Genomic DNA, 21194 nt, shown 5'->3' with positions numbered 1-21194 from the left:
GTGGCCGGTCTTCACCATGTCGAGCTGTGGCTCGACGAGCGGTCGTCGTCATGGGACTCGTGGGCGTGGCTCTTCGATGCGCTCGGGTTCGAATGCGTGCACGAGTGGTCGGGCGGTCAGACCTGGAAAGGCGACGATCGCGGATATCTCACCCTGACGACGTCGCCGAACCTCCTGCCCGAACAGTTCGACCGTCGCCGAGGTGGGGTCAACCATCTCGCATTCGTCGCCGACGCCCGGGCAGACGTCGATTCCATCATGACGGCAGCCGCCGCCCAGGGGTGGCAACCGCTGTACCACGAGCGCTATCCGCACGCTGGGGGAGACGACCATTACGCGGGCTGGTTGGAGAATACCGACGGATTCAAGGTCGAAATCGTCGCACCGTGAGTTCGGAGCAGCCTCGCCGTGGATGCGACGAGGCTGCTCCCACCTCAGGGGTAGACGATCTTCTGGTCGGTGTTGCTGTAGCTGATCGAATCGGCCATCGAGCCGACGAGGCCCATCGTCACGCGCAGCAGCCCGGGTTCGACATCGTCGAGGGGCGGTGGCGTGTCGGTGCCGATGGTCACCGAATCGCCGTTCGCCGTCGTCGCGGTGATCGATCCGAGGTAGACGCTGACGTGGCCCTTGAGCGTCATCTGATCGGCCTTCGTCACGAGCCCCGGTTCGTCGGGCGGCCGCACCGTGAGCGAGAACCCGTCGATCGTGATCGACTCCGCGGTGATCTTCAGGGCGCGGATGCTCCCGCCGTCGGCCGTCGGCACGGTGACGATCGAGATCCCGCTCAGCCCCGTGAACGACAGCTTCTCCGATCCCATCGACGCGGGTGTCTTCGCGAAGACCGGGGCCGTGTCGTCCTCCTCCGCGTCGACGGGTGCCGTCGGTGATGCCGACGGACTCGGCGACTCGGTCGGCGAGGGCGACTCTGTCGGGGCAGGACCGATCGGCGCTGGCCCGGTGGGTGCAGGCGAATCGGACGGTGCAGGGTCTCCGGGGCCGAGGTCACCTGGGGTAGGTTCAGCCGGTCCGGGGGCCACCGGTGCTCGGGGCACCTGCGGCGTCGGTCCCGCAGCAGGGCCGGGCAGAACCGGACGCTCGCAGGGCGTCAGCTCAGAGCAGAGGCCACCCATCCGATCCACCGTCGCGGCCCCGGAGGCCTCGGGGGCCGTGGCCCCCACGGACGCCGGGACCGTGAATGCGAGAGCAGCCAGAAGCAGCGCCGTCCGCGGCCCCCGCGCCCTCATCCAGTCCCCTCATCGCCAGTTCCTGACGCCTCAGTTCCCGATGCCGTGGCGCGCGGTCCCATCCAGGCGACGACGAGCACGGCGCCGATGCTCGCCAGCAGCATGCCGAGGACGAACCCGCCGAGGTTGACCCCGACGAGCGAATAGATCGCGACGATGAGCGCGAGGATCCCGTAGAACACATGGTGCGTCGGCATCGTGATCGCGAGGACGCCGAGGAGCACGAGCGCGAGCGGGATGACCGTGGCCTGCAGGCCCTCGATGCCGAACTGGATCTGGATGTTCCCGGTGTCGAGCTGGCCGGAGAAGAAGAGCTCGATCCCGCCGAGGACGACGAACACCCCGCCGATGAACGGCCGCTGGCGACGCCAGTGCCGAAAGCCCCGGCCGTTCTCGGTGCTGCGGCGGCGTCGCCGCGACGGCGGTGCCTGCGCGTCCGGGGAGACTGCCGCGTCCTGGGTATCGGTCGATGCCTCAGCCATCAGAAGCACGTCTTCGAGCCGTCGGTGAGCTCAAGCTTCATCCCCTTGAGGGTGAAGACGGACGCCTGGGTGCTCCAGGCCGTCTGCTCGAGGCCCGAGATCGAGATCGTATCGGCGTCCTGGGCGAAGTCGCCGGGCGAGCCCTTGGCCTTGGTCTCGACGTCCGAGGCGTCGACGCCGATGCGGATGTTCTCGAACTCGGCGTCGCCCTTGAGCCCGGTCATGCCGATCTGCAGATCGCTGGCCGTCGCCGGTTCGCCGTCGCCTCCGGCCGTGATGAGGACGCCGACCTTGCCGAGCGGCGTGTCGGTGACCGCGGACTGGCAGAGATCGCCCAGCTCAGCGCTCTTGATGTTCGCGATCGCGACGGTGTGGTCGCCGCCCTCGGTGTCCTTCGCGACACCGCCGTACTGGGAGAATCCGGTGCCCTCGAGCTGGGAGGCGCTGATCTGGAACTGGCTGCCGGAGACGGAGAACGAGACCGGGACGGCACCCTGGGCGACCCCGCCCATGAGGCCGGCGGAGACGATGCCCGCGGGAATCGCGACGAGGGCGATGCGCCCTGCATGAGTCGAGCCGAGTGCGCGCAGATGACGGAGCATGGGGAACTTCATTGATCCTCTTCCCGACGCCGACTGCAGCGTCGGCGCCTCGAATGTGACGTAAGTTACTACGGGGTGTTACTGCACGGTATAACGATCGTCGGCGGCAAATCAACACCCTGCTCCCGGACCGTCCGGAATACGTGCGCCGTGGAAGGCCCCTTGTCCCCCGAGGCGGTCGGGGACGTCGCTGAAGACGGGCGTCTCTGCCGATACCGTGACATCCGTAGTGCGGCAGTGCGGAATCCGTCGGATGCACCGCGAAATCCGCACAACCTCGGCGAGGGCATCGTGACCGTCCGAGCAGTGATGATTCGCCCAGGTTTCGCCACTTGTTGCTCAGGTCACGTGTTGATAGCGTGAGACGCAGGCATGCGCGATCCGTCGCCACAGACGGTGCAGTGGCATGCATTCGCGTCACCGGAGCCCACCCAGGGCACCGCGAGTCAAAGGAGTCCGATATGAGCAATTCAGTCAGTGCCGCCACCGGCTACCGGGTCGAGAACCCCGCGACCGGTGAGATCATCGAGCGGTTCGACACCGCGACGGACGAGCAGATCGGCCAGGTCATCGACGACGCTGCCGAGGCCTACCTCTCCTGGCGTGAGAAGACCATCGAGGAGCGCGCCGCGATCGTCAACAAGGTCGCCGACCTCTTCGGTGAGCGCAAGGAGGAGCTCGCGAAGATCATCGCCGAGGAGATGGGCAAGCCCATCCCCGAGGGCGTCGAGGAGGCCGAGTTCTCCGAGGCGATCTTCAACTACTACGCCGACAACGGACCCGAATTCGCCAAGGACGAGGAGATCAAGTCGTTCTCCGGCGGCAAGGCGTTCATCCAGCGCCGCCCCGTCGGCGTGCTCCTCGGCATCATGCCGTGGAACTTCCCGTACTACCAGGTGGCGCGCTTCGCGGCCCCGAACCTCGTGCTCGGCAACACGATCATCCTCAAGCACGCTGAGATCTGCCCCCGGTCGGCCGCCGCGATCCAGCAGATCATGGACGACGCCGGTGTGCCCAAGGGCGTCTACAACACCGTCTACGCCTCGCACGACCAGATCGAGACGATCATCGCCGACCGCCGTGTCCAGGGTGTGTCCCTGACCGGTTCGGAGCGGGCCGGTTCGATCGTCGGTGCGCTCGCCGGCAAGTACCTCAAGAAGGCCGTCCTCGAGCTCGGCGGTTCGGATCCCTACATCATCCTCGACACCGACAACCTCGACGAGGCCGTCGACACCGCGTGGGGCACCCGCCTCTACAACACCGGTCAGGTCTGCAACGCGAACAAGCGCATGATCGTCATGGACGACATCTACGACGACTTCGTCGCCGGCCTCACCGAGCGCGCGCAGAGCTCGCAGAAGTCGAACCCCTCCGATCCGATCGAAGGCGGATACTCGCCGCTGTCCTCGCGCGCCGCCGCGGAGAACCTGCGCAAGCAGCTCGACCGCGCCGTCGAGCAGGGTGCGACGCTCGTCGGCGGTGAACTCGCCGACGACGGTTCGGCCTACATCACCCCCGCCGTGCTCACCAACGTCACCGAGCAGATGGACGCGTACCGCGAGGAGCTCTTCGGCCCCGTCGCGACCGTCTACAAGGTCTCGAGCGACGACGACGCCCTCAACCTCGCCAACGACACGGACTTCGGCCTCGGCGGCGCCGTGTTCTCGAAGGACGAGGAGCGCGCAGCGAAGATCGCACAGCGCCTCGACGTCGGCATGTCGAACGTCAACACCCCGGCCGGCGAGGGTGCGGAGATCCCGTTCGGCGGCACCAAGCGCTCGGGCTTCGGCCGTGAGCTCGGTCCCTACGGCATGGACGAGTTCGTCAACAAGCGCATGTACTACGTCGCCGAGTGATCACCTGGTGAACTCAGCCTGATCGGTCGCGCACCGATCACCGCGCGGGCGTCGCGCCGGGTCCGGGAGTCCTCCCGAGGCTCGGTGCGGCGCCCGCGTCGCTGTGCGCAGATCGCTGGTCGCCGCGTGCTCAGCAGGCGAACCGCTCCCATTCCCGCGCGCCCGTCTCGGTGAGGACGACGCTGCGGGGGACCCGGCCCGGCGCGATCCAGCCGCGGTCGACGAGGGTGCGCGTGACCGCCGTGCCGAGGGGACCGGCCAGATGATGCGCCTGCTCCGTCCAATCGACGCAGTAGCGCAGCGGCCGATCTGTCAACAGCACACCGTCGTCGACGCCGAATTCACCCAGCGCCGCCGCCCCCGCGGGACTCAGGCGATACTGCGCGCCGCGCCCGGGTGCCGACAGTGAGTCGATGCCCGCCTCAGGGTGGTGCAGGCCGTCGCCGCCGCTGACCCAGTCGCAGCCGATGAAGCGGGCGAACATCGCCACTCCGAGGCCGCCGGCCAGATGGTGATAGCAGGTCCGCCCACGACGCAGGGCCCCTGAACGGGTGTGCTCGCGCAGAGAGGTGATCGGCGTCGTCGGGGCCAACCGCGAGAGGGAGACGATGACGTCTTCGATGCCGTCATCGGCGAGCCGGTAGTACCTGTACCGGCCCTGAGGGATGACCGTGACCAGCCCGGCATCGAGAAGCACGCCGAGGTGACTGCTCGCCGTCGATGCGGAGACCCCGGCCTCCTCTGCGAGGCGACCGGCCGGCAGAGCTCGCCCATCGGCAAGCGCGGTGATCACGCGGACCCGTCTGGGGTCGGCGAACACCGCAGCCATGCTCGCGATGTTCGGTGAGCCTGTGACGTCGGGGCGCTCCGCGGGGCGTGTGCTCATGAGCTCAGACTAGGCCCCGAACATTTCGACGCCCAGCGAAACGTCTGCGACCTACGGTTCAGTCATGTCTCGGACTCTCCTCATCGTCGCCCTCTGCGCGGGCTACTTCCTCGTCCTCCTCGACGTCACGGTCGTCAACGTCGCGCTGCCGAGCATCGGCGCGGACCTGGGCGCCGGGCACCTCGGGCTCGCATGGATCGTCGACGGGTACGCCGTGCCGCTTGCCGGACTCATGCTCGTCGCCGGAGTGGTCGGGGACCGCCGCGGACATCGCGGGATCGTCCTCGCGGGTTTTGCAGGGTTCGGTGTCGCTTCGGTGGTCTGTGCCCTCGCCCCGACCATCGCCGTCCTCGTGGCGGGCCGCGCCCTGCAGGGGATCGCGGCGGCTCTCGTCCTGCCCGGGACACTGGCCCTGCTCACCGACCTTGCCCGCGACGCCGCCGACCGGGCCCGTCTCATCGGTGCGTGGGCGGCGCTCGGCGGGATCGCGCTGTCCTCCGGCCCGCTCATCGGCGGACTCATCGTCGGCGTCGTCGGCTGGCGGTCCGTGTTCTGGCTCAATATCCCGATCGTCCTCGCGGCACTCGTCCCGCTCGTGCGCTCATCAGTCGGCTCGTCCCGCCGAAGTCTCACCGCGCAATCACCGTCACCTGACCAGACTGAGACTGCGCTCCAGCAGACAGTCGAGCCCCTGCAGCCCCAACCGGCGAACCGGGAGCTTCGCTTCCCCTTCTCCTGCTGGCGTGTGGGGTCGCGGGACTGATGAATCTCTCCGTGCTCGGCACGCTTCTCCTCCTCACCCAGGACCTCCAGGAGGTCAGGGGTCTGAGCCCACTCGCTGCAGGCGTGGCGACGCTGCCGGCGCTCCTTCCGCTTCCGCTCCTCGGGATGGTCGCCGGACGGATGAGTGCTCGCCTCGGTGTGTGGCGTGCCAGCGCCGTCGGCCTCGCCATCGGCGCGGCAGGGTTCGCAGCGATTGCGCTGAGCTTCCTCGCCGAGGCGGCCCTGCCGTGGCTGCTCTATCCCGCGCTGGCGCTCTGGGGGAGTGGGATCGGACTGCTCACCCCGCCCATCGTCGTAGCTGCAGTGCACGCGGCACCCTCGTCTCCCGGTCTCGCCTCCGGCGGGTCGAACACGGCCCGTCAGGCCGGAGGAGCGATCGGCGTCGCCGTCTTCGCCGTGGCGGCAGGAAGCGCGAGCGCTCCGGCGTTCGCGGGCCGTTCGGCCCTCGTCATCCTCGGCGCAGGAGTTGCCTTCCTCATCACCACGGTCGTCTGCTTCATCATCGGGCAGCGTGGTCAGGTCTCGAAATCCCAGGTGGCATCGTGAGGCAGAGACGGCACGGGCCAGCTCGGATCGGGCTGGAACGATTCGTAGCCCGAGCCGAAGGGGAATCGCCACTCCTCCACATCGGCCACCGCACGCTGGGCGGCCTCGCGGATCGACGTGATGTCGGAGGACGAGAACAGGCCCGCCGCCTCGGCGAATTCGAGTTCGTCCTCGTCCTTGAACCGATGCGTGCCGTCTGCGGCGACCACGAGATCGAGGACGAGATCCGAGGTCGTGATGCCTGAGCTGTCGCGGGCGAACGGAACCTCGATGTTGACGTAGTAGGAATCTCGTCGTCCCGACGCACTCTCGAAGAACCACACCGAGTGCATCGTGTCGGGCTGGAACACCGCGAGGATTCCCTTGCCCGCCCAGGTCCGCACAGCCTGCGCCCGAGGTGCCGTGAATCGTGCGGATCCTTCGGCGCTGCGCAGCTCCGAGCCGTCCGCGAGGACCTGATGAAGCAGGCGCGTCTCGGGTGCCAGCCACACCGCCAGATGTCGTTCGTCGTCGGCGACGACCGTGACGGGACGCTGATCGACGAGATCAGGGAAATCCGGGTTGATATAGGTCCACAGGATCGCATCCCCGCGGTGCCATCGTCGGTCATCCATGCCTTCCAGTATCGCCTTTGAGGCGGATGCATCGCCTCCGAGGTGGATCCCGCTCGAGATCGGCGCTGAAATCAAGCGGGATCCACCTCTGGAGCGCGGGGCACGGGGGCATGGGGGCACGAGCCTCCCGCGAACGCTCCCGGCGCCCTGAGTTTCCCGCTCATCTCCACCCTTTAGACTGCGCACTATGACGGAGCAGTGGACATCACGGTGGCACATCACCGGCAACGGCCAGGTCATCCGACAGTGGTCGAACGGCACGGACGCAGGCGAACAGGTGTTCCGGCGGATCCCCGCCGACCGCCGCCCCGAACTCTCCGAGATCGTCGCCCTCGACGAGGAGCTCAGCCGCTTCGACACCGTGTGGAGTCGCGTGACCATGGTCTTCGTCTGGCTCGGCGCACTCGCGATCCTCGGCGTGATCTTCGGGCTCTTCGGCCTTCCGATGTACGGCGTCGCCGACTCGATCTCCCTGACCGTCGGCGTCACCTCGGTGATCATCATCGTCCTCATCCCCATCGCCGCGATCTTCATCATGCGCGCCCTGCGCTCCCGCGTCACCCGGCTCTACGCCGAGGCGGGACTGACCGATCCGCTCGGGATGATCGTTCCGACCCCCGACGCCGAGATCATGGTCGGCGCCCCGAAGACCGTCTCCACGGACCCGACCCCCGCCAAGGCCCCGGACATCAGCGCCCGCAGCCACGCGGCCTGAGCGTCCCCGTGCCCATCACCGCGAGCATCCTCGCCACCGCTGCGTCCCATCCCGACAGGCTCGCGATCGTCGGCGGTGACGACCGGCTCACCTATGCCGAGCTCGTCGCCGACTCCCGTGCCGTCTTCGCCGCCGTCGACGCCCTCCACCGCGCCCAACCCGCCCCGCCGACACCGGCCCCGGAGACCGCGGGCGTGCCGATCACGGCAGTCAGCCACACCTCGGCGTTCCTCACCGCCCGCATCGTCGCCGGGCTCGCCGGCTTCCGCGCGGTCTCCGCGACGATCGACCCCCGCTGCCCGCTGAGCCACCAGGTCGGGATCATCCGAGCCACCGGCATCGGCGTCGTCATCAGCGACTCACCCGCCCTCGCCGAGGCGCTCGCCGCCTCCGCGTGGACCGGCACCGTCATCTCCGCGGCCGCCTTCGAGTCCGCCGTCACCGCCCGCCGATCCGGCCCCGACCTTCCCGCCCCGAGCGTCCGCGCGCCCGCGGAGCCGTTCCTCATGCTCTTCTCCTCGGGCACGACGAGCAACCCGAAGGCGTTCATCAAGACCCGGGAGCAGTACCGGGCGAACGTCGCCGTCTCCGCCGCCCACCTCGAACCGCTGCCGGGCGTCGCGACGCTCGCACCCGGACCCGTGTCCTACAGCCTCACCCTCTACGCCGTCATCGAGAGCCTCGCGACCGGCGGCACCATCCACGTCGCCGACGAGTTCGACCCCGCAGCCATGGGCCGGCGCATCGCCGAGGAGAAGATCACCCGGATCGTCGCGGTGCCCGCGATCGTCCGGGCGCTCGCCGAGGCGGCGGGCCGAGACCCCGCACGCTTCGCCGGTCTCGACCTCGTCGTCTCCGGGGGAGCGAACCTGCCCGCGGTCATCCGCGACCGCCTCGGCGAGGTCCTTCCCGACACCCGTCTCATCAGCTATTACGGGGCCGCGGAGATCGGATTCATCGGAGACTCCCGCGCCGGCGACGGCACGTGGATCACGATCTATCCGACGATCGGCGCACAGATCCGCGACGACTCCGGTTCCCCCGTGCCCGACGGCGAGCTCGGGACGCTGTGGATCCTCGCCGCCGCATGCTCCGAGGGCTACGTCACCGGCACGAGCACCGAGGTCCTCCGCGGCCCCGACGGCTGGGCCACCGTCGACGATCAGGGGCGGATGGACGGCGGTCTCCTCCAGCTCGCCGGGCGGGCCGGGGACATCGCGGTCACCGGGGGTCACAAGGTCTCCCTCCCCGAGGTCGAACGGGCGTACGGCACTGTGCCCCACCTCGGCGAGGTCGTCGCCATCGCCCTCCCCGACGCGAACCTCGGGACCGTCGTCGCCCTCGTCATCGAGGACGGCGGCGACCAGTCGACGCCGGAGTCGATGCAGGATCCGATGCAGGAGCCGGAGTCGACATCGGAGTCGATGTCTAGCCTCCCGGACAAGGCGGCCCTCCTCGCTCACGGGCGGACCCAGCTCGCTCCGCAGTTCGTGCCGCGGCGGTTCTACGTCCTCGATCGTCTGCCGCGCACGGTCGGCGGGAAGATTCGGCGCGCGGAAACCGTTGACCTCATCGTGAACGACCAGGGACGCAGACTGTGAGGCGGCGACAGTGAGCGGTGACCGCCGCGCCGTCATCACCGGCATGGGCGCGATCACCCCGAGCGGACTCGACCCTGAGAGCCTCTGGGATGCGGTCCGCGCGGGACGCAGCGCGATCGACGTCCTCGTCGGAGAGGAGTTCGCCGACCTTGCCGTGCGCATCGGCGGGCAGATCACGGACTTCGACGCCGAGGCGGTCCTCCCGCGAGCGCTCGCTCGTCGTCTCAGCCCGGTCCAGCACTGGGCGATCGCCGCCGGCGACCAGGCGCTGGCCCAGGCCGGCATCCCCGACCCCGCTGCCGCGCTGCCGTGGGACCGCGAGCGCGTCGGCGTCATCGCCGCCACCGGATCCGGACCCGTCGATGCCATGCAGTCAGCCACCCGCGCTCTCGACGCGGCGGGCCCGCGCGGCGTCCCCCTGACCCTCGCCATCCACGGCGCCCCCGATTCCGCGGCCGCCCTGCTCAGTCAGCGCTTCGACCTCCGCGGACCCGCACAGGGCGTGTCGGCCACCTGCGCGTCCGGGGCGATCGGCCTCGGCGAGGCGATGCGGCGCATCCGCCACGGGTACGCCGACGCGGTCCTCGTCGTCGGGATGGAGGACTGCCTCGGACCGGTCAACCTCGCCTCGAACGCCAACCTCCGGGCGCTCGCCGCCGGGTGCGAGGACGATCCGCGCGCGGCGAGTCGGCCCTTCGACGCCGCCCGGAAGGGCTTCGTCATGAGCCAGGGGGCTGCGGCGATCCTCCTCGAATCCGCCGACAGCGCGGCCGCCCGCGGCGCCGCGGTGCTCGCCGAGCTCGCCGGGTTCGGTGCCGCGAGCGACGCCCACCATCCGACGAACCCGCACCCCGATGGCCGCGGTGCGGCAGCGGCGATGCGCGAGGCCCTTACCGATGCCGGGCTCGCACCGACCGACATCGACCACATCAACGCCCACGCCACCGGCACCCCGGCCGGCGACCGGGCCGAACTCGCCGCCTTCGACGCCGCCCTCGGCGCGACCGCCCGCACGATCCCGATCAGCGCGACGAAGTCGAGCACCGGCCACCTCCTCGGTGCCGCCGGGGTCGTCGAAGCGATCATCGCGATCGCCACGCTGCGGGATCAGGTGCTGCCCCCGACGCTCAACCTCGGCGACCCCGACGCCGAGGGCTGGGACATCGTCGCAGGTCAGGCACGATCAGTGGGCGCCGAGGCGCCGATCGACACCGTGCTGTCGACGTCCTTCGGCTTCGGCGGCCACAACGGCGCGATCATCCTGCGCCGGCCGCAACCATGAGATCAGCGCAACCATGAGACCAGAGAACGAGGAGAGACGATGACCGATCGCGAAGCCCACATCACCGAACTCGGCGAGCGCTTCCTGCCTGCGGAGATGCTCGAGCGCTTCCGGGAGCGCGTAGCCGTCACCGACCGGGAGAACGGCTTCTTCGACGCGGACCTCGAGGAGCTCAGGGCCAGCGGCTACCTCACCCTCTTCGTCCCCACCGCGCACGGGGGACCGGGGCTGAGCCTCTTCGAGGTCGCCCGACTCCAGCAGCGCCTCGCCGCGGCGGCACCGGCGACCGCGCTCGCCGTCAACATGCACCTCATGACCACCGGCGTCGTCAAGGCCCTGGCCGATCGCGGCGACGATTCGCTGAACTGGGTGTTCGACGAGGCCATGGCCGGTGAGATCTTCGCGTTCGGGATCTCCGAACCGGGCAACGACTGGGTGCTCCAGGGCTCGAACACCGAGGCGGTCCCGACACCCGACGGCGGCTACGCACTCACCGGGGTGAAGATCTTCACCTCGCTCTCACCCGTGTGGACCCGGCTCATCGTCCACGGCGCGATCACCCCGGTCGACGACGGCATCGCCGGTCCCGACGGCGACGAACCGGCGGAGGGCGAACTCGTCTACGGGTTCATCGACCGCGACGCCCCGGGCATCAGCGTCTCCGATCGCTGGGACGTCCTCGGCATGCGGGGCTCCCAGTCGCGGGCGACGATCCTCGACCGCGTGCCGATGCGCCCCGACCGGGTCTCGCGCGTCATCCCCGCCGGTCGTCACCCCGATCTGCTCACGTTCGCGATCACGAGCAACTTCCAGCTCCTCATCGCCGCCGTCTACGCCGGCATCGCCGCACGCGCCCTCGAGGTCGGGACGGCAGCGCTGAAGACGCGGAGATCGGCGAAGTCCGGGACGACATTCGCCGAGGTCCCCGAGGCCCGCACCCGCCTCGCCGACGCCCACCTCGACTACCTCACGGTGCCCGCGATGATCGACGCGTACTCCCGCGACTTCGACGACCTCGTCGATCACGGCGCCGGCTGGCCCCTGCGCCTCGTCGGTGCGCGGATCAAGTCCGCCGAGGCGGCCCGTCGCACCGCGGAGGCCGCCCTGCTGAGCACGGGCGGCAGCGGCTTCGACAACAGCCACGAGGCCTCCCGGCTCTACCGCGACGCGACGGCTGGGCTCTTCCACCCGCCGAGCCCCGACGCCGCCCGCCCGATGTACGCCGCAGCGCTTCTCGACGACTGAGAGTTCCCGCAAACATATTGACATATAAATATACGTGCATACGATTGGGGTATGGACGAGAAGCGGAACGAGTCGGCAGCTGTCACGGCGACGAACGACCGGTCGCGTGCGAAACCCGGCGATGATGGGCACGGTCACGGTCGCCTCGGCGGGCCTGCGTGGGAGCTCGGGTTCGCGATCACCTCCGGTGTCACCTACCTCGCCGGAGCGATCTTCGAGTACTTCGTCCCGGGCGCACCTCTGACCCAGATCGCCATCCCCCTCTTCCTCGCCACGTACTTCTTCGGCGGGTTCTTCACCTTCGCCACGGCGATCAACTCCGTGCGGCACGGCCGGTTCGAGGTCGACTTCCTCATGCTCGTCGCCGCGATCGGCGCGGCCAGCGTCGGGCGGTTCGCCGAAGGCGCTGTGCTCCTCTTCCTCTTCTCCCTCGGTCACGCGCTCGAGGAGTACGCGATGGGTCGGGCCAAGCGCTCGATCGAAGCGCTCGCGGAGCTCGCTCCGGCCACCGCGCTCGTGCGCGTCGGCGATGACGTCGTGGAGCGGCCCACCGAGGACCTCGAGATCGGCGATGTCGTCGTCGTGCGCCCCCATGCCCGCATCCCCGCCGACGGCTTCGTCGCCGTCGGCAACTCGGCCGTCGACCAGTCGGCGATCACCGGTGAGAGCATCCCCGCGGAGAAGTCCCCGGTGGCCGACCGCACCGAGGCCGGCGACAACCCGGGGCGCATCGACCCGTCCTCCCGGGTCTTCGCCGGCACCGTCAACGGCTCCGGCTCCCTCGACGTCGTCGTCCTCGCCGTCTCCGCGGACTCGACGCTCTCCCGGGTCGTGACGATGGTCCGCGAAGCCGACGACACGAAGAGCGCGACCCAGCGCTTCATCGACCGGTTCCAGCGCTGGTACGTTCCCGCCGTCATCGCGATGGTCCTCATCGTCCTCTTAGTCGGCTGGTTCGTCCTCGACGAGACGTTCGCCGACAGCTTCTACCGGGCGATGCTCGTCCTCGTCGCCGCGAGCCCGTGCGCGCTCGCCATCGCCACCCCCGCCGCGGTCCTCTCCGGTGTCGCCCGCGCGGCCCGGGCCGGGCTGCTCATCAAGGGCGGCGGACCCCTCGAGACGCTCGGGAAGGTGCGTTCGATCGCCTTCGACAAGACCGGCACACTGACGTGGGGGCTGCCGCGGCTCACCGACATCCGGCCCGCCGCGGGCGTCGAGGCCGGCGAGCTCTCCCGCGTCGCCCTCGCCCTCGAGTCCTCCGTCGACCATCCCCTCGCCACGGCGATCGTCACCGGCCTCGACCCGCAGGTGCCGGCCGCCGACCGCCTCGAGGCCGTCGACGTCGAATCGGTCACCGGTCAGGGCGTGACCGCGACGATCGCCGGGCAGCGCGCCGAACTCGGCAGCCTGCGGATGTTCGCCGGCGACCTCACCCCGGAGATCGAGGACCTCGTCGCGGAGCTGCAGAACGCGGGCCGGACGATCATGGTCGTCCGCTGGGGCGGCCGGTTCCTCGGTGCCCTCGGCGTCATGGACGCCCCGCGCGCCGAGGCGAAGGCCGTCATCAGCTCCCTGCGCACCTCCGGCGTCGATGAGCTCGTGATGATCTCCGGGGACAATCAGCGCGTCGCCGACGCGATCGGCTCCGAGGTCGGCGTCGACACCGCCGCCGGCGACCTCATGCCCGAGGACAAGGTGTCGACGATCCGTCGACTCGCCTCGCAGGGCGACACCGCGATGGTCGGCGACGGCGTCAACGACGCCCCGGCGATGGCGAACGCCTCAGTGGGGGTGGCGATGGGGGCCGCGAGCTCCGCCGTCGCGCTCGAGACCGCGGATGTCGCGCTGATGAGCGACGACATCGGCAAGGTCCCGTTCCTCATCCGGCTGAGCCGGGCCTCCTCGGCGATCATCCGGCAGAACCTCATCGCCTCCCTCGTCATCGTCGCCTTCCTCGTCCCCGCGAGCCTGCTCGGGCTGCAGATGGGCCCGGTCGTGTTCATCCACGAGGGATCGACGTTCCTCGTCGTTCTCAACGCCCTGCGGCTGCTGCGGTTCGGCAACGGCGCCGAGCACTCGGGCATCGCCCACGAGAACCGTCCCGAGCCCGCCCGGGCGTGAACGACGAAGTTCGGACGCGGAGTGTCGATTCGGGTCGGTGAGATCGACACTCCGCGTCCGGAACTTCCGTCACGCGGGGGTCACGCCGCGGCGCGTGAGACTGCCGGGGCCTCAGACCTCCGGGAGGAGGGAGATCGGGTTCTCGATGCAGTCGGCGACGAAGGTGAGGAACTCGCTCGGTTCGGCACCGTCGCACGCGCGATGGTCGAAGACGAAGCTGAGGTACATCACCTTGCGCACCGTGAGCTCGCCGTGTGAGACCCACGGCCGGTCCTTGATCCGACCGAGCCCGAGCATCGCGACCTCGGGCAGGTTGATGATCGGGGCGGACCCGTCGACGCCGAAGACGCCGTAGTTGTTGAGCGTGAACGTCCCTCCGGTCAGTTCCGCAGACGCGAACTTGCCGGTCGAGGCCTTGCCCACGGTCTCGCCGATCTCATCGCGCAGCTGCCGCAGACTCATCTCCCCGGCCCCGTGGACGACGGGGACCATGAGCCCGCGCGGCGTCTGTGCGGCGAGCCCGAGGTTGATGTCGCCGTGGGTGACGATCTCGTTCGCGGCCGTGTCGATCGAGGAGTTGAGGATCGGATACTTCTTCAGCCCGGCGATGACGAAGCGCGCGACGAGCGCGAGCAGAGAGTACTTCTCTCCCGTGCGGGCCTCGAGCGCCTTCTTCGTCGCCAGCAGTTCGGTCGCGTCGACGTCGAGCCAGATCGTCGCCTCGGGGATCTCCCTCCGCGATTGGGAGAGCCGCTCGGACACGACCTTCCGCAGTCCCGTGATCGGGGTGCGGGTGTCGCGGTCGGTGCTCGGGATCGGGGTTCCTGTCGTGACCGCGGTGTGCGGCTGTCCCGGCGCCGAGGCGGTCGTGCCCTGACGTTCAGGCGTGCCGTGGAGGCCGGTCGTGCCCTGACGATCGACGGCGGCGAGGACGTCTGCCCGGGTCACGACCCCACCGGGGCCGGTCCCCGGCAGGTGCTTCGCGCTGATGCCGTGGTCCTTCGCGAGCTTGCGCACGATCGGCGAGGACACGGGAGAGGTGGTGGCAGTGTCTGCCGGCTGCGCGGGAGGCGTGGTCGACGGGACGGCCGGAGGAGCTGCCGGCGCCGGTGCGCTCGGTGTCTCCGCAGGTGAGTCGGTCGACTTCGCGCCGAATGAGCGCTTCTTCCCCGAGCGCGCCTTCGGTGCGGTCGTGCCGTAGCCGATGAGGTTCGCCCCTCCGCCTTCGATGCCGACGGGGTCGGCATCGTCGGTCGGCAGTTCGTCCGCGGCACTGTCGGAGGCGCTCGGACCGGCTGCATCCGAACCGGCGTCACCCGCGGGCGCAGCGTCGGCGGCCCCCGCCTCGGCGACGGAGAGCAGAGCCTGCCCGGCCTCGACGGTGTCACCGGCGTTCGCGTGGAGCGCGACGATCGTGCCGGCGAACGGGCAGGGGAGTTCGACGACGCTCTTCGCGGACTCGACCTCGACGACCATCTGGTCGACGTGGACGGTGTCGCCGACGGCGACCTTCCAGCCGATGAGCTCCGCCTCGGTGAGGCCCTCGCCGAGGTCGGGGAGGATGAAGTCGCGTGCTCCGGTGGTCGACACAGCACTCATCACAGCTCCCAGTCCCAGGATTCGAGGGCGTCGAGGACGCGTTCGGCGGTCGGCAAGTAGTACTCCTCGAGCTTCGGGGACGGGTAGGGCACGTCGAAGCCGGTGATCCGGAGGATCGGGGCGGCGAGGTACGTGAAGTTGCGTTCGGTGACCCGAGCGGCCACCTCGGCGCCGTAACCGCCGAACTGGGCGGCCTCATGGATGACGGCGGCCCGGCCGGTCCGGCGGACCGAGGCGGACACGGTCTCGTCGTCGAACGGCGAGAGCGAGCGCAGGTCGATGACCTCGATGGACAGTCCGTGCTCGGCTCCGGCCTCGGCGGCCGACAGTGCCGTGCGGACGGTCGGCCCGTACGCGAGCAGGGTGACGTCGGTGCCCTCACGGACCACCTCGGCGCGGTTCATGGGAGCCGTGGTCACCGGCAGGCTGAGCGTGTCCTTCATCCAGTACCGGGACTTCGGCTCCATGAAGATGACGGGATCGTCGGAGGCGATCGACTCGCGCAGGAGCGAGTACGCGTCGGCCGGATTCGACGGGGTGACGACGGTGAGTCCCGGCGTCGAGGTCCAGTACGCCTCGGAGGAGTCCGAGTGGTGCTCGACGCCGCCGATGTCACCGGCGTACGGGATGCGGATCGTGATCGGCAGGGTGACGCGGCCCTTCGTCCGGTTCCGCATCTTCGCGATGTGGGAGACGATCTGCTCGAACGCGGGGTAGGCGTACGCGTCGAACTGCATCTCGATGACGGGGCGCATCCCCGCCATCGCCATGCCGACCGCGGTGCCGGCGATGCCCGACTCCGCGAGCGGGGAGTCCCACACGCGTTCGGGTCCGAATTCCTTCCGCAGGCCCTCCGTGACCCGGAAGACCCCGCCGAGGCGGCCGACGTCCTCGCCGTAGACGACGACGTTCTCGTCCTCGGCCAGGGCATCGCGCAGGGCCTGGTTGAGTGCCTTCGTCATCGTCACCGAGGCGGGGGCGGGGGTGGTCGCGGACGTGCTCGTTGCGGTGTCCGTGGCTGTGTCTGTGGCTGTGTCCGCGGTCGTGGCGGTCGCCGGCTCGGGAGTGTCGGCGGGTGCCGTGTCGGTCGGGGAGTCGACGCTCATGCCTCAGCCCCTGCGAGTTCGGCCTCGAGCTGGGCGCGCTGCTCGGTGAGGCTCGCGCGCTCGGTCCCGTAGACGAAGGCGAAGAGCTCGGTCGGGTCGACCTCGGCCTCGGTGTTCATCGCATCGCGCACCGAGGCGGCCAGCGTCTCGGCCTCCGCCGCGATCTCCTCGACACGGGCGTCATCGAGCACGCCGCGGTCGCGGAGGAACGTCTCGAGACGGTCGATCGGGTCGAACTGCTTCCAGTGCTCGACCTCCTCGGCGTCGCGGTACTTCGTCGGATCGTCGGAGTTCGTGTGCGACTCCATCCGGTACGTGAGGCATTCGATGAGGGTCGGGCCGTCGCCTTCGCGGCCGCGTTCGAGGGCCGCGGAGACGGCGGCGAACACCGCGGCGACGTCATTGCCGTCGACGCGGATGCCGGGCATCCCGTAGCCGGCGGCGCGGTCGGCGAGCATCGTCGCGTTCGACTGCTCGCGCAGCGGGGTGGAGATCGCGTACTGGTTGTTCTGGAGGACGAAGACCGTCGGGGTCTGCCACACCGAGGCGAAGTTGAAGGCCTCGTGGGTGTCGCCCTCACTGCTCGCACCGTCGCCGAGGAAGGTCAGCGTCGCCGCGTCCAGGCCCTTGAGCTTGGAGGCCATCGCGAAGCCGGCGGCATGGAGGGTCTGCGTGGCCAGCGGTGTCGCCGCCGGTGAGGTGTGGTACTCCTGTGGGTCGAACCCGCAGTGCCAGTCACCGCGGAAGGCCGAGAGGATCTCACCGACGGGCACGCCGCGGGTGAGCAGAGCCGCGGAGTCCCGGTACGTGGGGAACAGCCAGTCGTTCGGCGACAGCGCAGTCGTCGCACCGACCTCACACGCCTCCTGTCCCGCCGCCGAGGGGTACGTGGCGAGGCGCCCCTGCCTGGTCAGGTGGGTCACCTGCGCCTCGAACCGGCGGACGAGGACCATCTGCCGGTAGAGGCCGGTCAGCGTCCGATCGCTCGGGATCGTCAGTCCCTCGGTCGGGGTGTCGGTCGGTCGGCCGTCGGGGCCGATGAAGCTGATGGGCTGCAGCTGGGGAAGAGCGCGGCCTGTGGTGGGAACGTCGATGGTCATGACTTCATGATGACGTGACCGCGATCACCGATCCAGGCTCTTCAGGCGGTCACGGACGGGGGTGCCGATCGTGTCGCGAACGGTGGACGAACTGCGCGAACGAGGCGGGGTGGAGCGGACGAATGGCCGGGGTCGAACGGGGCTGCTGAGCGCGCGGGCCGCTCAGATCTCACCCCAGCGGTAGCCGCGGGCGGTGAACGCCTCGGCGACCTTCTCCCGCCTGCCCTCGACGCCGCCTTTGAATGCCTGGTGGCCGCCGAACTGGGACACGCACGCCATGTCGGCGAGAAGTCGTCAGGCGGGCAACTCGTCGCCGGCGCATCGACTTCTCGCCGACATCGCCGGCGTGTCGGCGTCGAGGAGGGGGGGTCGATTGACGATCGACCGCCTCGGCGGATTGCGGAGCGACGAGAACTCAGGTTAGGCTAACCTACGAGATCACGAACGGATCGCGCGTCACGGCAGTTGACACACCTGCTTGGAGTCGCGACCTGCGGGATCTCACTGTTTCATCCGACACGGAACCCTCGACAGCGGCGATTCGGTCGTCCGCGCAGATGCTGCCGATCATCGTGCGCGCACGACTGCGCGACAACCGCGTCGAGGGTTTCCGTCGTTCGCTCCGCGAAAGGACGCTATGACACTGAAGACGATGACCGCGCTGACCGCCGGCTGCGCCGCGCTCGCCCTCCTCGCCGGCTGCGGGGGGCGGCGGTTCAGGCGACGCCGAGGCGGCCGGCGGCGGCGAGACGCGCACCGTCACCGACGCCACTGGAGCCGACGTCGTCATTCCCGCTCAGCCGCAGTCCGTGGCCACCCTGCACTATGCCGCGACGGAGACCCTCATGGATCTCGGGCTCACCCCCGTCGGGCAGGGGGAGTATCAGGAGGCCTCGGTGCCCCAGGGATGGGTCGACCGCCTCGGCGAGGTGCCCGTCGTGGCGACCGACGAGCCGGACATCGAACGGCTCGCGACGACGGACCCCGACCTCATCCTCGCCCCGAACACCCTCGACTCCGGAGTCGTCGACCAGCTCGAGGACATCGCCCCCGTCTACCAGTTCACCCTGCGCGGCGGAGACCGCGCGAACTGGAAGCAGCGGGTCGGGGAGGTCGCCGACGCGGTCAACCGGAGCGCGGAGCTCACGGCCCTCGACGACGCCTTCATCGCCGAGCAGACGCGCATCAGCGAGGAGTACAGCGACGTCACCGATGGGACGACGATCGCGACGCTCTCCTCATTCACCGAGAACACCGCGTACCTGTGGGGGAGCGGGAACATGCTCGGAACGATCTACGACCCGCTCGGTCTCACCTGGTCGGCCGACGAGGACAGGGTCATCGCGGAGAACGCCGAGGCGGCGGAGCCCGAAGCCGAGGTCTCGCTCGAACTCGTCGACAAGGCCGCCGGGGACGCCGACATCGTCTTCGTCACCTCGAACCTGCGCGGCGAGTACGACGAGCTGAGCACCGCGCTCATGGACTCACCGGTCTTCGCTCAGCTGCCCGCCGCGCAGGCCGGCAACGTCTATCCCAACGGCAAGTCGACGATCGCCGGATACTCCGACGCGAACTACAGTCTCGAGATGGTCGAACAGGCGCTGCAGGCGTACCGCCAGCGGTGAGTCCGGCTCGGCCCGGCGCGCGGCTCAGCTCAGCGGGCGGCTCAGCTCAGCGGGCTCTGTGCGCCGGGACGGTGACCTTCGGCCTCATCGAGGATGAGCAGCGACCGTGACGAGGTGACGCCGGGAACCTCGTGGATGCGACGGAGGATGACCTGGGACAGCGCCGTGTTGTCGGGGGCATTGACGGTGACGAGGGCGTCGATGTCGCCGCTGACGGCCTGAACCTTCTCGACGAAGGGGAGCGCGGCGAGCTCGTCGCGGACCTCCGGCCACGGCCGCTCGCCGATCTTGACGACGACCACCGCGGTCACGGACATGCCGAGGGCGGCGCGATCCACCTCGGCGGTGAAGCCCTTGATCGCCCCCGACTCGAGGAGGGCGGTGAAGCGCTTGTGCGCGGCGGACCGGGAGATGTGCACGCGCTCGGCGAGCTGGCGCACGCTCAGCCGGGAGTCCTCGACGAGGGCAGCGATGATGCTGCGGTCGATGTCGTCGAGGTCGAATGACAAGGGCGTGCTCCTTCGGCGTCGCTGCTGGCTGCCGCCCGGCAGCCTCGGTGCGTCGTGCTCCTCACCGGGGTTGCGCTCGTCGTGAACCAGCACCCGGTCGAGGTTCCACCATTCTAAGTGGGCACGGCCGGTCGTGGGGGCCGGGCCAGATCCCAACGGCCGGGATCCCGGCGGCCGGGACGACGGCGGCCGGGGTCCCGGCGGTTCCCACCGGTCACGGCGGTGTCGACGGCAGGTGCGGGTCACCTCGGCGGGCTGGTAGGCTTGAAATCGATCGTTCGTTCAGTAGCGATGGGCTCGTCCCGCAGCGACAGGCACCCTGGTGTCCGAAGTGTGGCCTCCACCACGTACCATGGAGGGCGGAGCACGCCGCCGCATGCGCACGCGGATGCGGCGGGCGAACGGCATGTTTCCCGCCTGTAGATTATGGGGGAGACGACACTCAGCAGGACTGACTGCTCGGCGGCGGACCTGCGTCATTCGAATAGGAGCCACGTTGAAGATCGCTGTGTTGGTCAAAGAGGTCCCGGACACGTACGGGGATCGCAAGCTCGATCTCGAAACCGGCCTGGCGGACCGTGCCGCCTCGGAAGCCGTGCTCGACGAGATCGGCGAACGCGCCCTCGAAGTCGCCCTCAACTACGCGGACAGCCACGACGGCACCGAGATCACCGTCATCTCGATGGCCCCGTCGGGTGCGACCGCGACGATCCGCAAGGGCCTGGCCATGGGCGCCGGCAAAGCCGTCCACATCTCCGATGAGGAACTCCTCGGCGCCGACCTCGGACTCACCGCCGAGGTGCTCGCCGCCGCCATCCGCCGCGGCGACTACGACCTCGTCGTCACCGGCAACATCTCGACCGACGGCAACGCCGGCCTGCTCCCGGCGATGCTCGCCGAGCACCTCGACCTCCCGCACGTCACCGGCCTGAGCACCGTCGAACTCACCGACACCGCCGTCTCCGGCACGCGCGCCGTCGACGGCGGTCAGCAACAGGTGACCGCGGAGCTGCCCGCCGTCATCTCGATCACCGAGGCGCTGCCCGAGGCGCGCTTCCCCAACTTCAAGGGCATCATGGCGGCGAAGAAGAAGCCGTTCGAGGTCATCGGCCTCGCCGACCTCGACATCGACGCCGCCGACCAGTCGACCGCCCGGTCGATCATGGTCTCCGTCGCCGAGAAGCCCCCGCGCGAAGCCGGCGAGAAGGTCGTCGACGACGGCAACGGCGGAGCCGAGCTCGCCGAATTCCTCATCAAGAACCGCCTGGCCTAAGG

The 21194-nt window shown here is 69.6% G+C and carries 20 protein-coding genes; 11 read left to right on the top strand and 9 right to left on the bottom strand.

Annotation, left to right across the window (positions count from 1 at the left end; genetic code table 11):
• Entirely contained in the window at nucleotides 1–390 is a 390-nt protein-coding gene (locus tag AC2W7K_RS07220) for a VOC family protein (RefSeq protein WP_198500152.1), read from the top strand.
• Between the two features lie 44 nt (nucleotides 391–434).
• Here AC2W7K_RS07220 and AC2W7K_RS07215 read toward each other — a convergent pair whose 3' ends face one another.
• The 3 genes from AC2W7K_RS07215 to AC2W7K_RS07205 form a co-directional block, all read right to left on the bottom strand.
• Nucleotides 435–821 (bottom strand): hypothetical protein, encoded by a 387-nt coding sequence (locus tag AC2W7K_RS07215; RefSeq protein WP_198500153.1) that lies wholly within the window; start codon nucleotides 819–821, stop codon nucleotides 435–437.
• Between the two features lie 422 nt (nucleotides 822–1243).
• The gene (locus AC2W7K_RS07210; protein WP_198500154.1) at nucleotides 1244–1729 is read right to left on the bottom strand and encodes a DUF6114 domain-containing protein; all 486 of its coding nucleotides are present in this window, start codon (nucleotides 1727–1729) and stop codon (nucleotides 1244–1246) included.
• Complete coding sequence (locus tag AC2W7K_RS07205) at nucleotides 1729–2343, bottom strand: DUF6230 family protein (RefSeq protein WP_198500155.1); 615 nt, start codon at nucleotides 2341–2343, stop codon at nucleotides 1729–1731. The genes AC2W7K_RS07210 and AC2W7K_RS07205 overlap by 1 nt, the downstream gene beginning before the upstream one ends.
• Before the next feature lie 449 nt (nucleotides 2344–2792).
• Here AC2W7K_RS07205 and AC2W7K_RS07200 point away from each other — a divergent pair, with 449 nt between their 5' ends.
• Nucleotides 2793–4187 carry an NAD-dependent succinate-semialdehyde dehydrogenase gene (locus AC2W7K_RS07200; RefSeq protein WP_198500156.1) on the top strand — a complete coding sequence of 465 codons (1395 nt, stop codon included), beginning with the start codon at nucleotides 2793–2795 and terminating at the stop codon, nucleotides 4185–4187.
• Between the two features lie 130 nt (nucleotides 4188–4317).
• Here AC2W7K_RS07200 and AC2W7K_RS07195 read toward each other — a convergent pair whose 3' ends face one another.
• Nucleotides 4318–5073, bottom strand: a complete 756-nt coding sequence (locus AC2W7K_RS07195; protein ID WP_198500157.1) for an ArsR/SmtB family transcription factor — start codon at nucleotides 5071–5073, stop codon at nucleotides 4318–4320.
• Nucleotides 5074–5137: 64 nt separating this feature from the next.
• On the opposite strand from AC2W7K_RS07195, the gene AC2W7K_RS07190 reads away from it, so the two are divergent.
• Together AC2W7K_RS07190 and AC2W7K_RS07185 are read left to right on the top strand one after the other, a co-directional pair.
• Nucleotides 5138–5836 carry an MFS transporter gene (locus tag AC2W7K_RS07190; protein ID WP_486005929.1) on the top strand — a complete coding sequence of 233 codons (699 nt, stop codon included), beginning with the start codon at nucleotides 5138–5140 and terminating at the stop codon, nucleotides 5834–5836.
• Nucleotides 5836–6402 (top strand): MFS transporter, encoded by a 567-nt coding sequence (locus AC2W7K_RS07185; protein WP_486005928.1) that lies wholly within the window; start codon nucleotides 5836–5838, stop codon nucleotides 6400–6402. The genes AC2W7K_RS07190 and AC2W7K_RS07185 overlap by 1 nt, the downstream gene beginning before the upstream one ends.
• Here AC2W7K_RS07185 and AC2W7K_RS07180 read toward each other — a convergent pair.
• Nucleotides 6372–7016 carry a ribonuclease FAU-1 family protein gene (locus AC2W7K_RS07180; protein WP_198500159.1) on the bottom strand — a complete coding sequence of 215 codons (645 nt, stop codon included), beginning with the start codon at nucleotides 7014–7016 and terminating at the stop codon, nucleotides 6372–6374. The genes AC2W7K_RS07185 and AC2W7K_RS07180 overlap by 31 nt on opposite strands.
• Before the next feature lie 187 nt (nucleotides 7017–7203).
• Between AC2W7K_RS07180 and AC2W7K_RS07175 the strand changes: the two genes are divergently transcribed.
• The 5 genes from AC2W7K_RS07175 to AC2W7K_RS07155 are packed head-to-tail and all read left to right on the top strand — an operon-like array spanning nucleotide 7204 to nucleotide 13980.
• The gene (locus tag AC2W7K_RS07175; RefSeq protein ID WP_198500160.1) at nucleotides 7204–7731 is read left to right on the top strand and encodes a hypothetical protein; all 528 of its coding nucleotides are present in this window, start codon (nucleotides 7204–7206) and stop codon (nucleotides 7729–7731) included.
• Nucleotides 7732–7739: 8 nt separating this feature from the next.
• Nucleotides 7740–9332: a class I adenylate-forming enzyme family protein gene (locus AC2W7K_RS07170; protein ID WP_198500161.1), complete on the top strand. Its 1593-nt coding sequence runs from the start codon at nucleotides 7740–7742 to the stop codon at nucleotides 9330–9332.
• A 10-nt stretch (nucleotides 9333–9342) separates the two neighbouring features.
• Nucleotides 9343–10614 carry a beta-ketoacyl-[acyl-carrier-protein] synthase family protein gene (locus AC2W7K_RS07165; RefSeq protein WP_198500162.1) on the top strand — a complete coding sequence of 424 codons (1272 nt, stop codon included), beginning with the start codon at nucleotides 9343–9345 and terminating at the stop codon, nucleotides 10612–10614.
• 39 nt (nucleotides 10615–10653) lie between these two features.
• Nucleotides 10654–11859, top strand: coding sequence for an acyl-CoA dehydrogenase family protein (locus AC2W7K_RS07160; protein WP_198500163.1), 1206 nt, complete (start codon nucleotides 10654–10656; stop codon nucleotides 11857–11859).
• A 51-nt stretch (nucleotides 11860–11910) separates the two neighbouring features.
• Nucleotides 11911–13980, top strand: a complete 2070-nt coding sequence (locus tag AC2W7K_RS07155; protein ID WP_198500164.1) for a heavy metal translocating P-type ATPase — start codon at nucleotides 11911–11913, stop codon at nucleotides 13978–13980.
• A 111-nt stretch (nucleotides 13981–14091) separates the two neighbouring features.
• Here the strand turns inward: AC2W7K_RS07155 and AC2W7K_RS07150 are convergent, their stop codons facing one another.
• From AC2W7K_RS07150 to pdhA, 3 genes are read right to left on the bottom strand one after another with little or no spacing between them, the layout of a single operon-like run.
• Nucleotides 14092–15579: a dihydrolipoamide acetyltransferase family protein gene (locus AC2W7K_RS07150; RefSeq protein WP_198500165.1), complete on the bottom strand. Its 1488-nt coding sequence runs from the start codon at nucleotides 15577–15579 to the stop codon at nucleotides 14092–14094.
• A complete protein-coding gene (locus AC2W7K_RS07145) occupies nucleotides 15579–16685 on the bottom strand; it encodes an alpha-ketoacid dehydrogenase subunit beta (protein ID WP_198500166.1) in 1107 nt (368 codons plus the stop codon). Before AC2W7K_RS07145 ends, AC2W7K_RS07150 begins: the two co-directional genes overlap by 1 nt.
• A complete protein-coding gene (gene pdhA / locus AC2W7K_RS07140; RefSeq protein WP_198500167.1) occupies nucleotides 16682–17785 on the bottom strand; it encodes a pyruvate dehydrogenase (acetyl-transferring) E1 component subunit alpha in 1104 nt (367 codons plus the stop codon). Before pdhA ends, AC2W7K_RS07145 begins: the two co-directional genes overlap by 4 nt.
• Nucleotides 17786–18594: 809 nt before the next feature.
• Here pdhA and AC2W7K_RS07135 point away from each other — a divergent pair.
• Complete coding sequence (locus AC2W7K_RS07135) at nucleotides 18595–19410, top strand: ABC transporter substrate-binding protein (RefSeq protein WP_486005927.1); 816 nt, start codon at nucleotides 18595–18597, stop codon at nucleotides 19408–19410.
• Nucleotides 19411–19451: 41 nt separating this feature from the next.
• On the opposite strand, the gene AC2W7K_RS07130 is transcribed toward AC2W7K_RS07135, so the two are convergent.
• Entirely contained in the window at nucleotides 19452–20012 is a 561-nt protein-coding gene (locus tag AC2W7K_RS07130) for an Lrp/AsnC family transcriptional regulator (protein ID WP_486005926.1), read from the bottom strand.
• Between the two features lie 403 nt (nucleotides 20013–20415).
• Here AC2W7K_RS07130 and AC2W7K_RS07125 point away from each other — a divergent pair, with 403 nt between their 5' ends.
• On the top strand, nucleotides 20416–21192 hold the full coding sequence (locus AC2W7K_RS07125; RefSeq protein ID WP_198500170.1) for an electron transfer flavoprotein subunit beta/FixA family protein: 777 nt from the start codon (nucleotides 20416–20418) through the stop codon (nucleotides 21190–21192).
• The last annotated feature ends 2 nt before the right edge of the window (nucleotides 21193–21194 follow it).

The sequence above is a fragment of the Brevibacterium sp. LAARM2_SD2 genome, assembly GCF_057364785.1.
The sequence above is the reverse complement of the archived record's forward strand: the minus strand, read 5'-3'. Positions and strand labels throughout refer to the sequence as shown.

What these genes read in the sequence shown, in the direction of transcription:
- AC2W7K_RS07200 (WP_198500156.1), top strand. Translation starts at nt 2,793, where the DNA reads ATGAGCAATTCAGTCAGTGCCGCCACCGGCTACCGGGTCGAGAACCCC.
- AC2W7K_RS07185 (WP_486005928.1), top strand. Translation starts at nt 5,836, where the DNA reads ATGAATCTCTCCGTGCTCGGCACGCTTCTCCTCCTCACCCAGGACCTC.
- AC2W7K_RS07150 (WP_198500165.1), bottom strand. Translation starts at nt 15,579, where the DNA reads ATGAGTGCTGTGTCGACCACCGGAGCACGCGACTTCATCCTCCCCGAC.
- AC2W7K_RS07180 (WP_198500159.1), bottom strand. Translation starts at nt 7,016, where the DNA reads ATGGATGACCGACGATGGCACCGCGGGGATGCGATCCTGTGGACCTAT.
- AC2W7K_RS07145 (WP_198500166.1), bottom strand. Translation starts at nt 16,685, where the DNA reads ATGAGCGTCGACTCCCCGACCGACACGGCACCCGCCGACACTCCCGAG.
- AC2W7K_RS07210 (WP_198500154.1), bottom strand. Translation starts at nt 1,729, where the DNA reads ATGGCTGAGGCATCGACCGATACCCAGGACGCGGCAGTCTCCCCGGAC.
- AC2W7K_RS07160 (WP_198500163.1), top strand. Translation starts at nt 10,654, where the DNA reads ATGACCGATCGCGAAGCCCACATCACCGAACTCGGCGAGCGCTTCCTG.
- AC2W7K_RS07215 (WP_198500153.1), bottom strand. Translation starts at nt 821, where the DNA reads ATGGGATCGGAGAAGCTGTCGTTCACGGGGCTGAGCGGGATCTCGATC.
- pdhA (WP_198500167.1), bottom strand. Translation starts at nt 17,785, where the DNA reads ATGACCATCGACGTTCCCACCACAGGCCGCGCTCTTCCCCAGCTGCAG.
- AC2W7K_RS07155 (WP_198500164.1), top strand. Translation starts at nt 11,911, where the DNA reads ATGGACGAGAAGCGGAACGAGTCGGCAGCTGTCACGGCGACGAACGAC.
- AC2W7K_RS07175 (WP_198500160.1), top strand. Translation starts at nt 7,204, where the DNA reads ATGACGGAGCAGTGGACATCACGGTGGCACATCACCGGCAACGGCCAG.
- AC2W7K_RS07190 (WP_486005929.1), top strand. Translation starts at nt 5,138, where the DNA reads ATGTCTCGGACTCTCCTCATCGTCGCCCTCTGCGCGGGCTACTTCCTC.
- AC2W7K_RS07195 (WP_198500157.1), bottom strand. Translation starts at nt 5,073, where the DNA reads ATGAGCACACGCCCCGCGGAGCGCCCCGACGTCACAGGCTCACCGAAC.
- AC2W7K_RS07205 (WP_198500155.1), bottom strand. Translation starts at nt 2,343, where the DNA reads ATGAAGTTCCCCATGCTCCGTCATCTGCGCGCACTCGGCTCGACTCAT.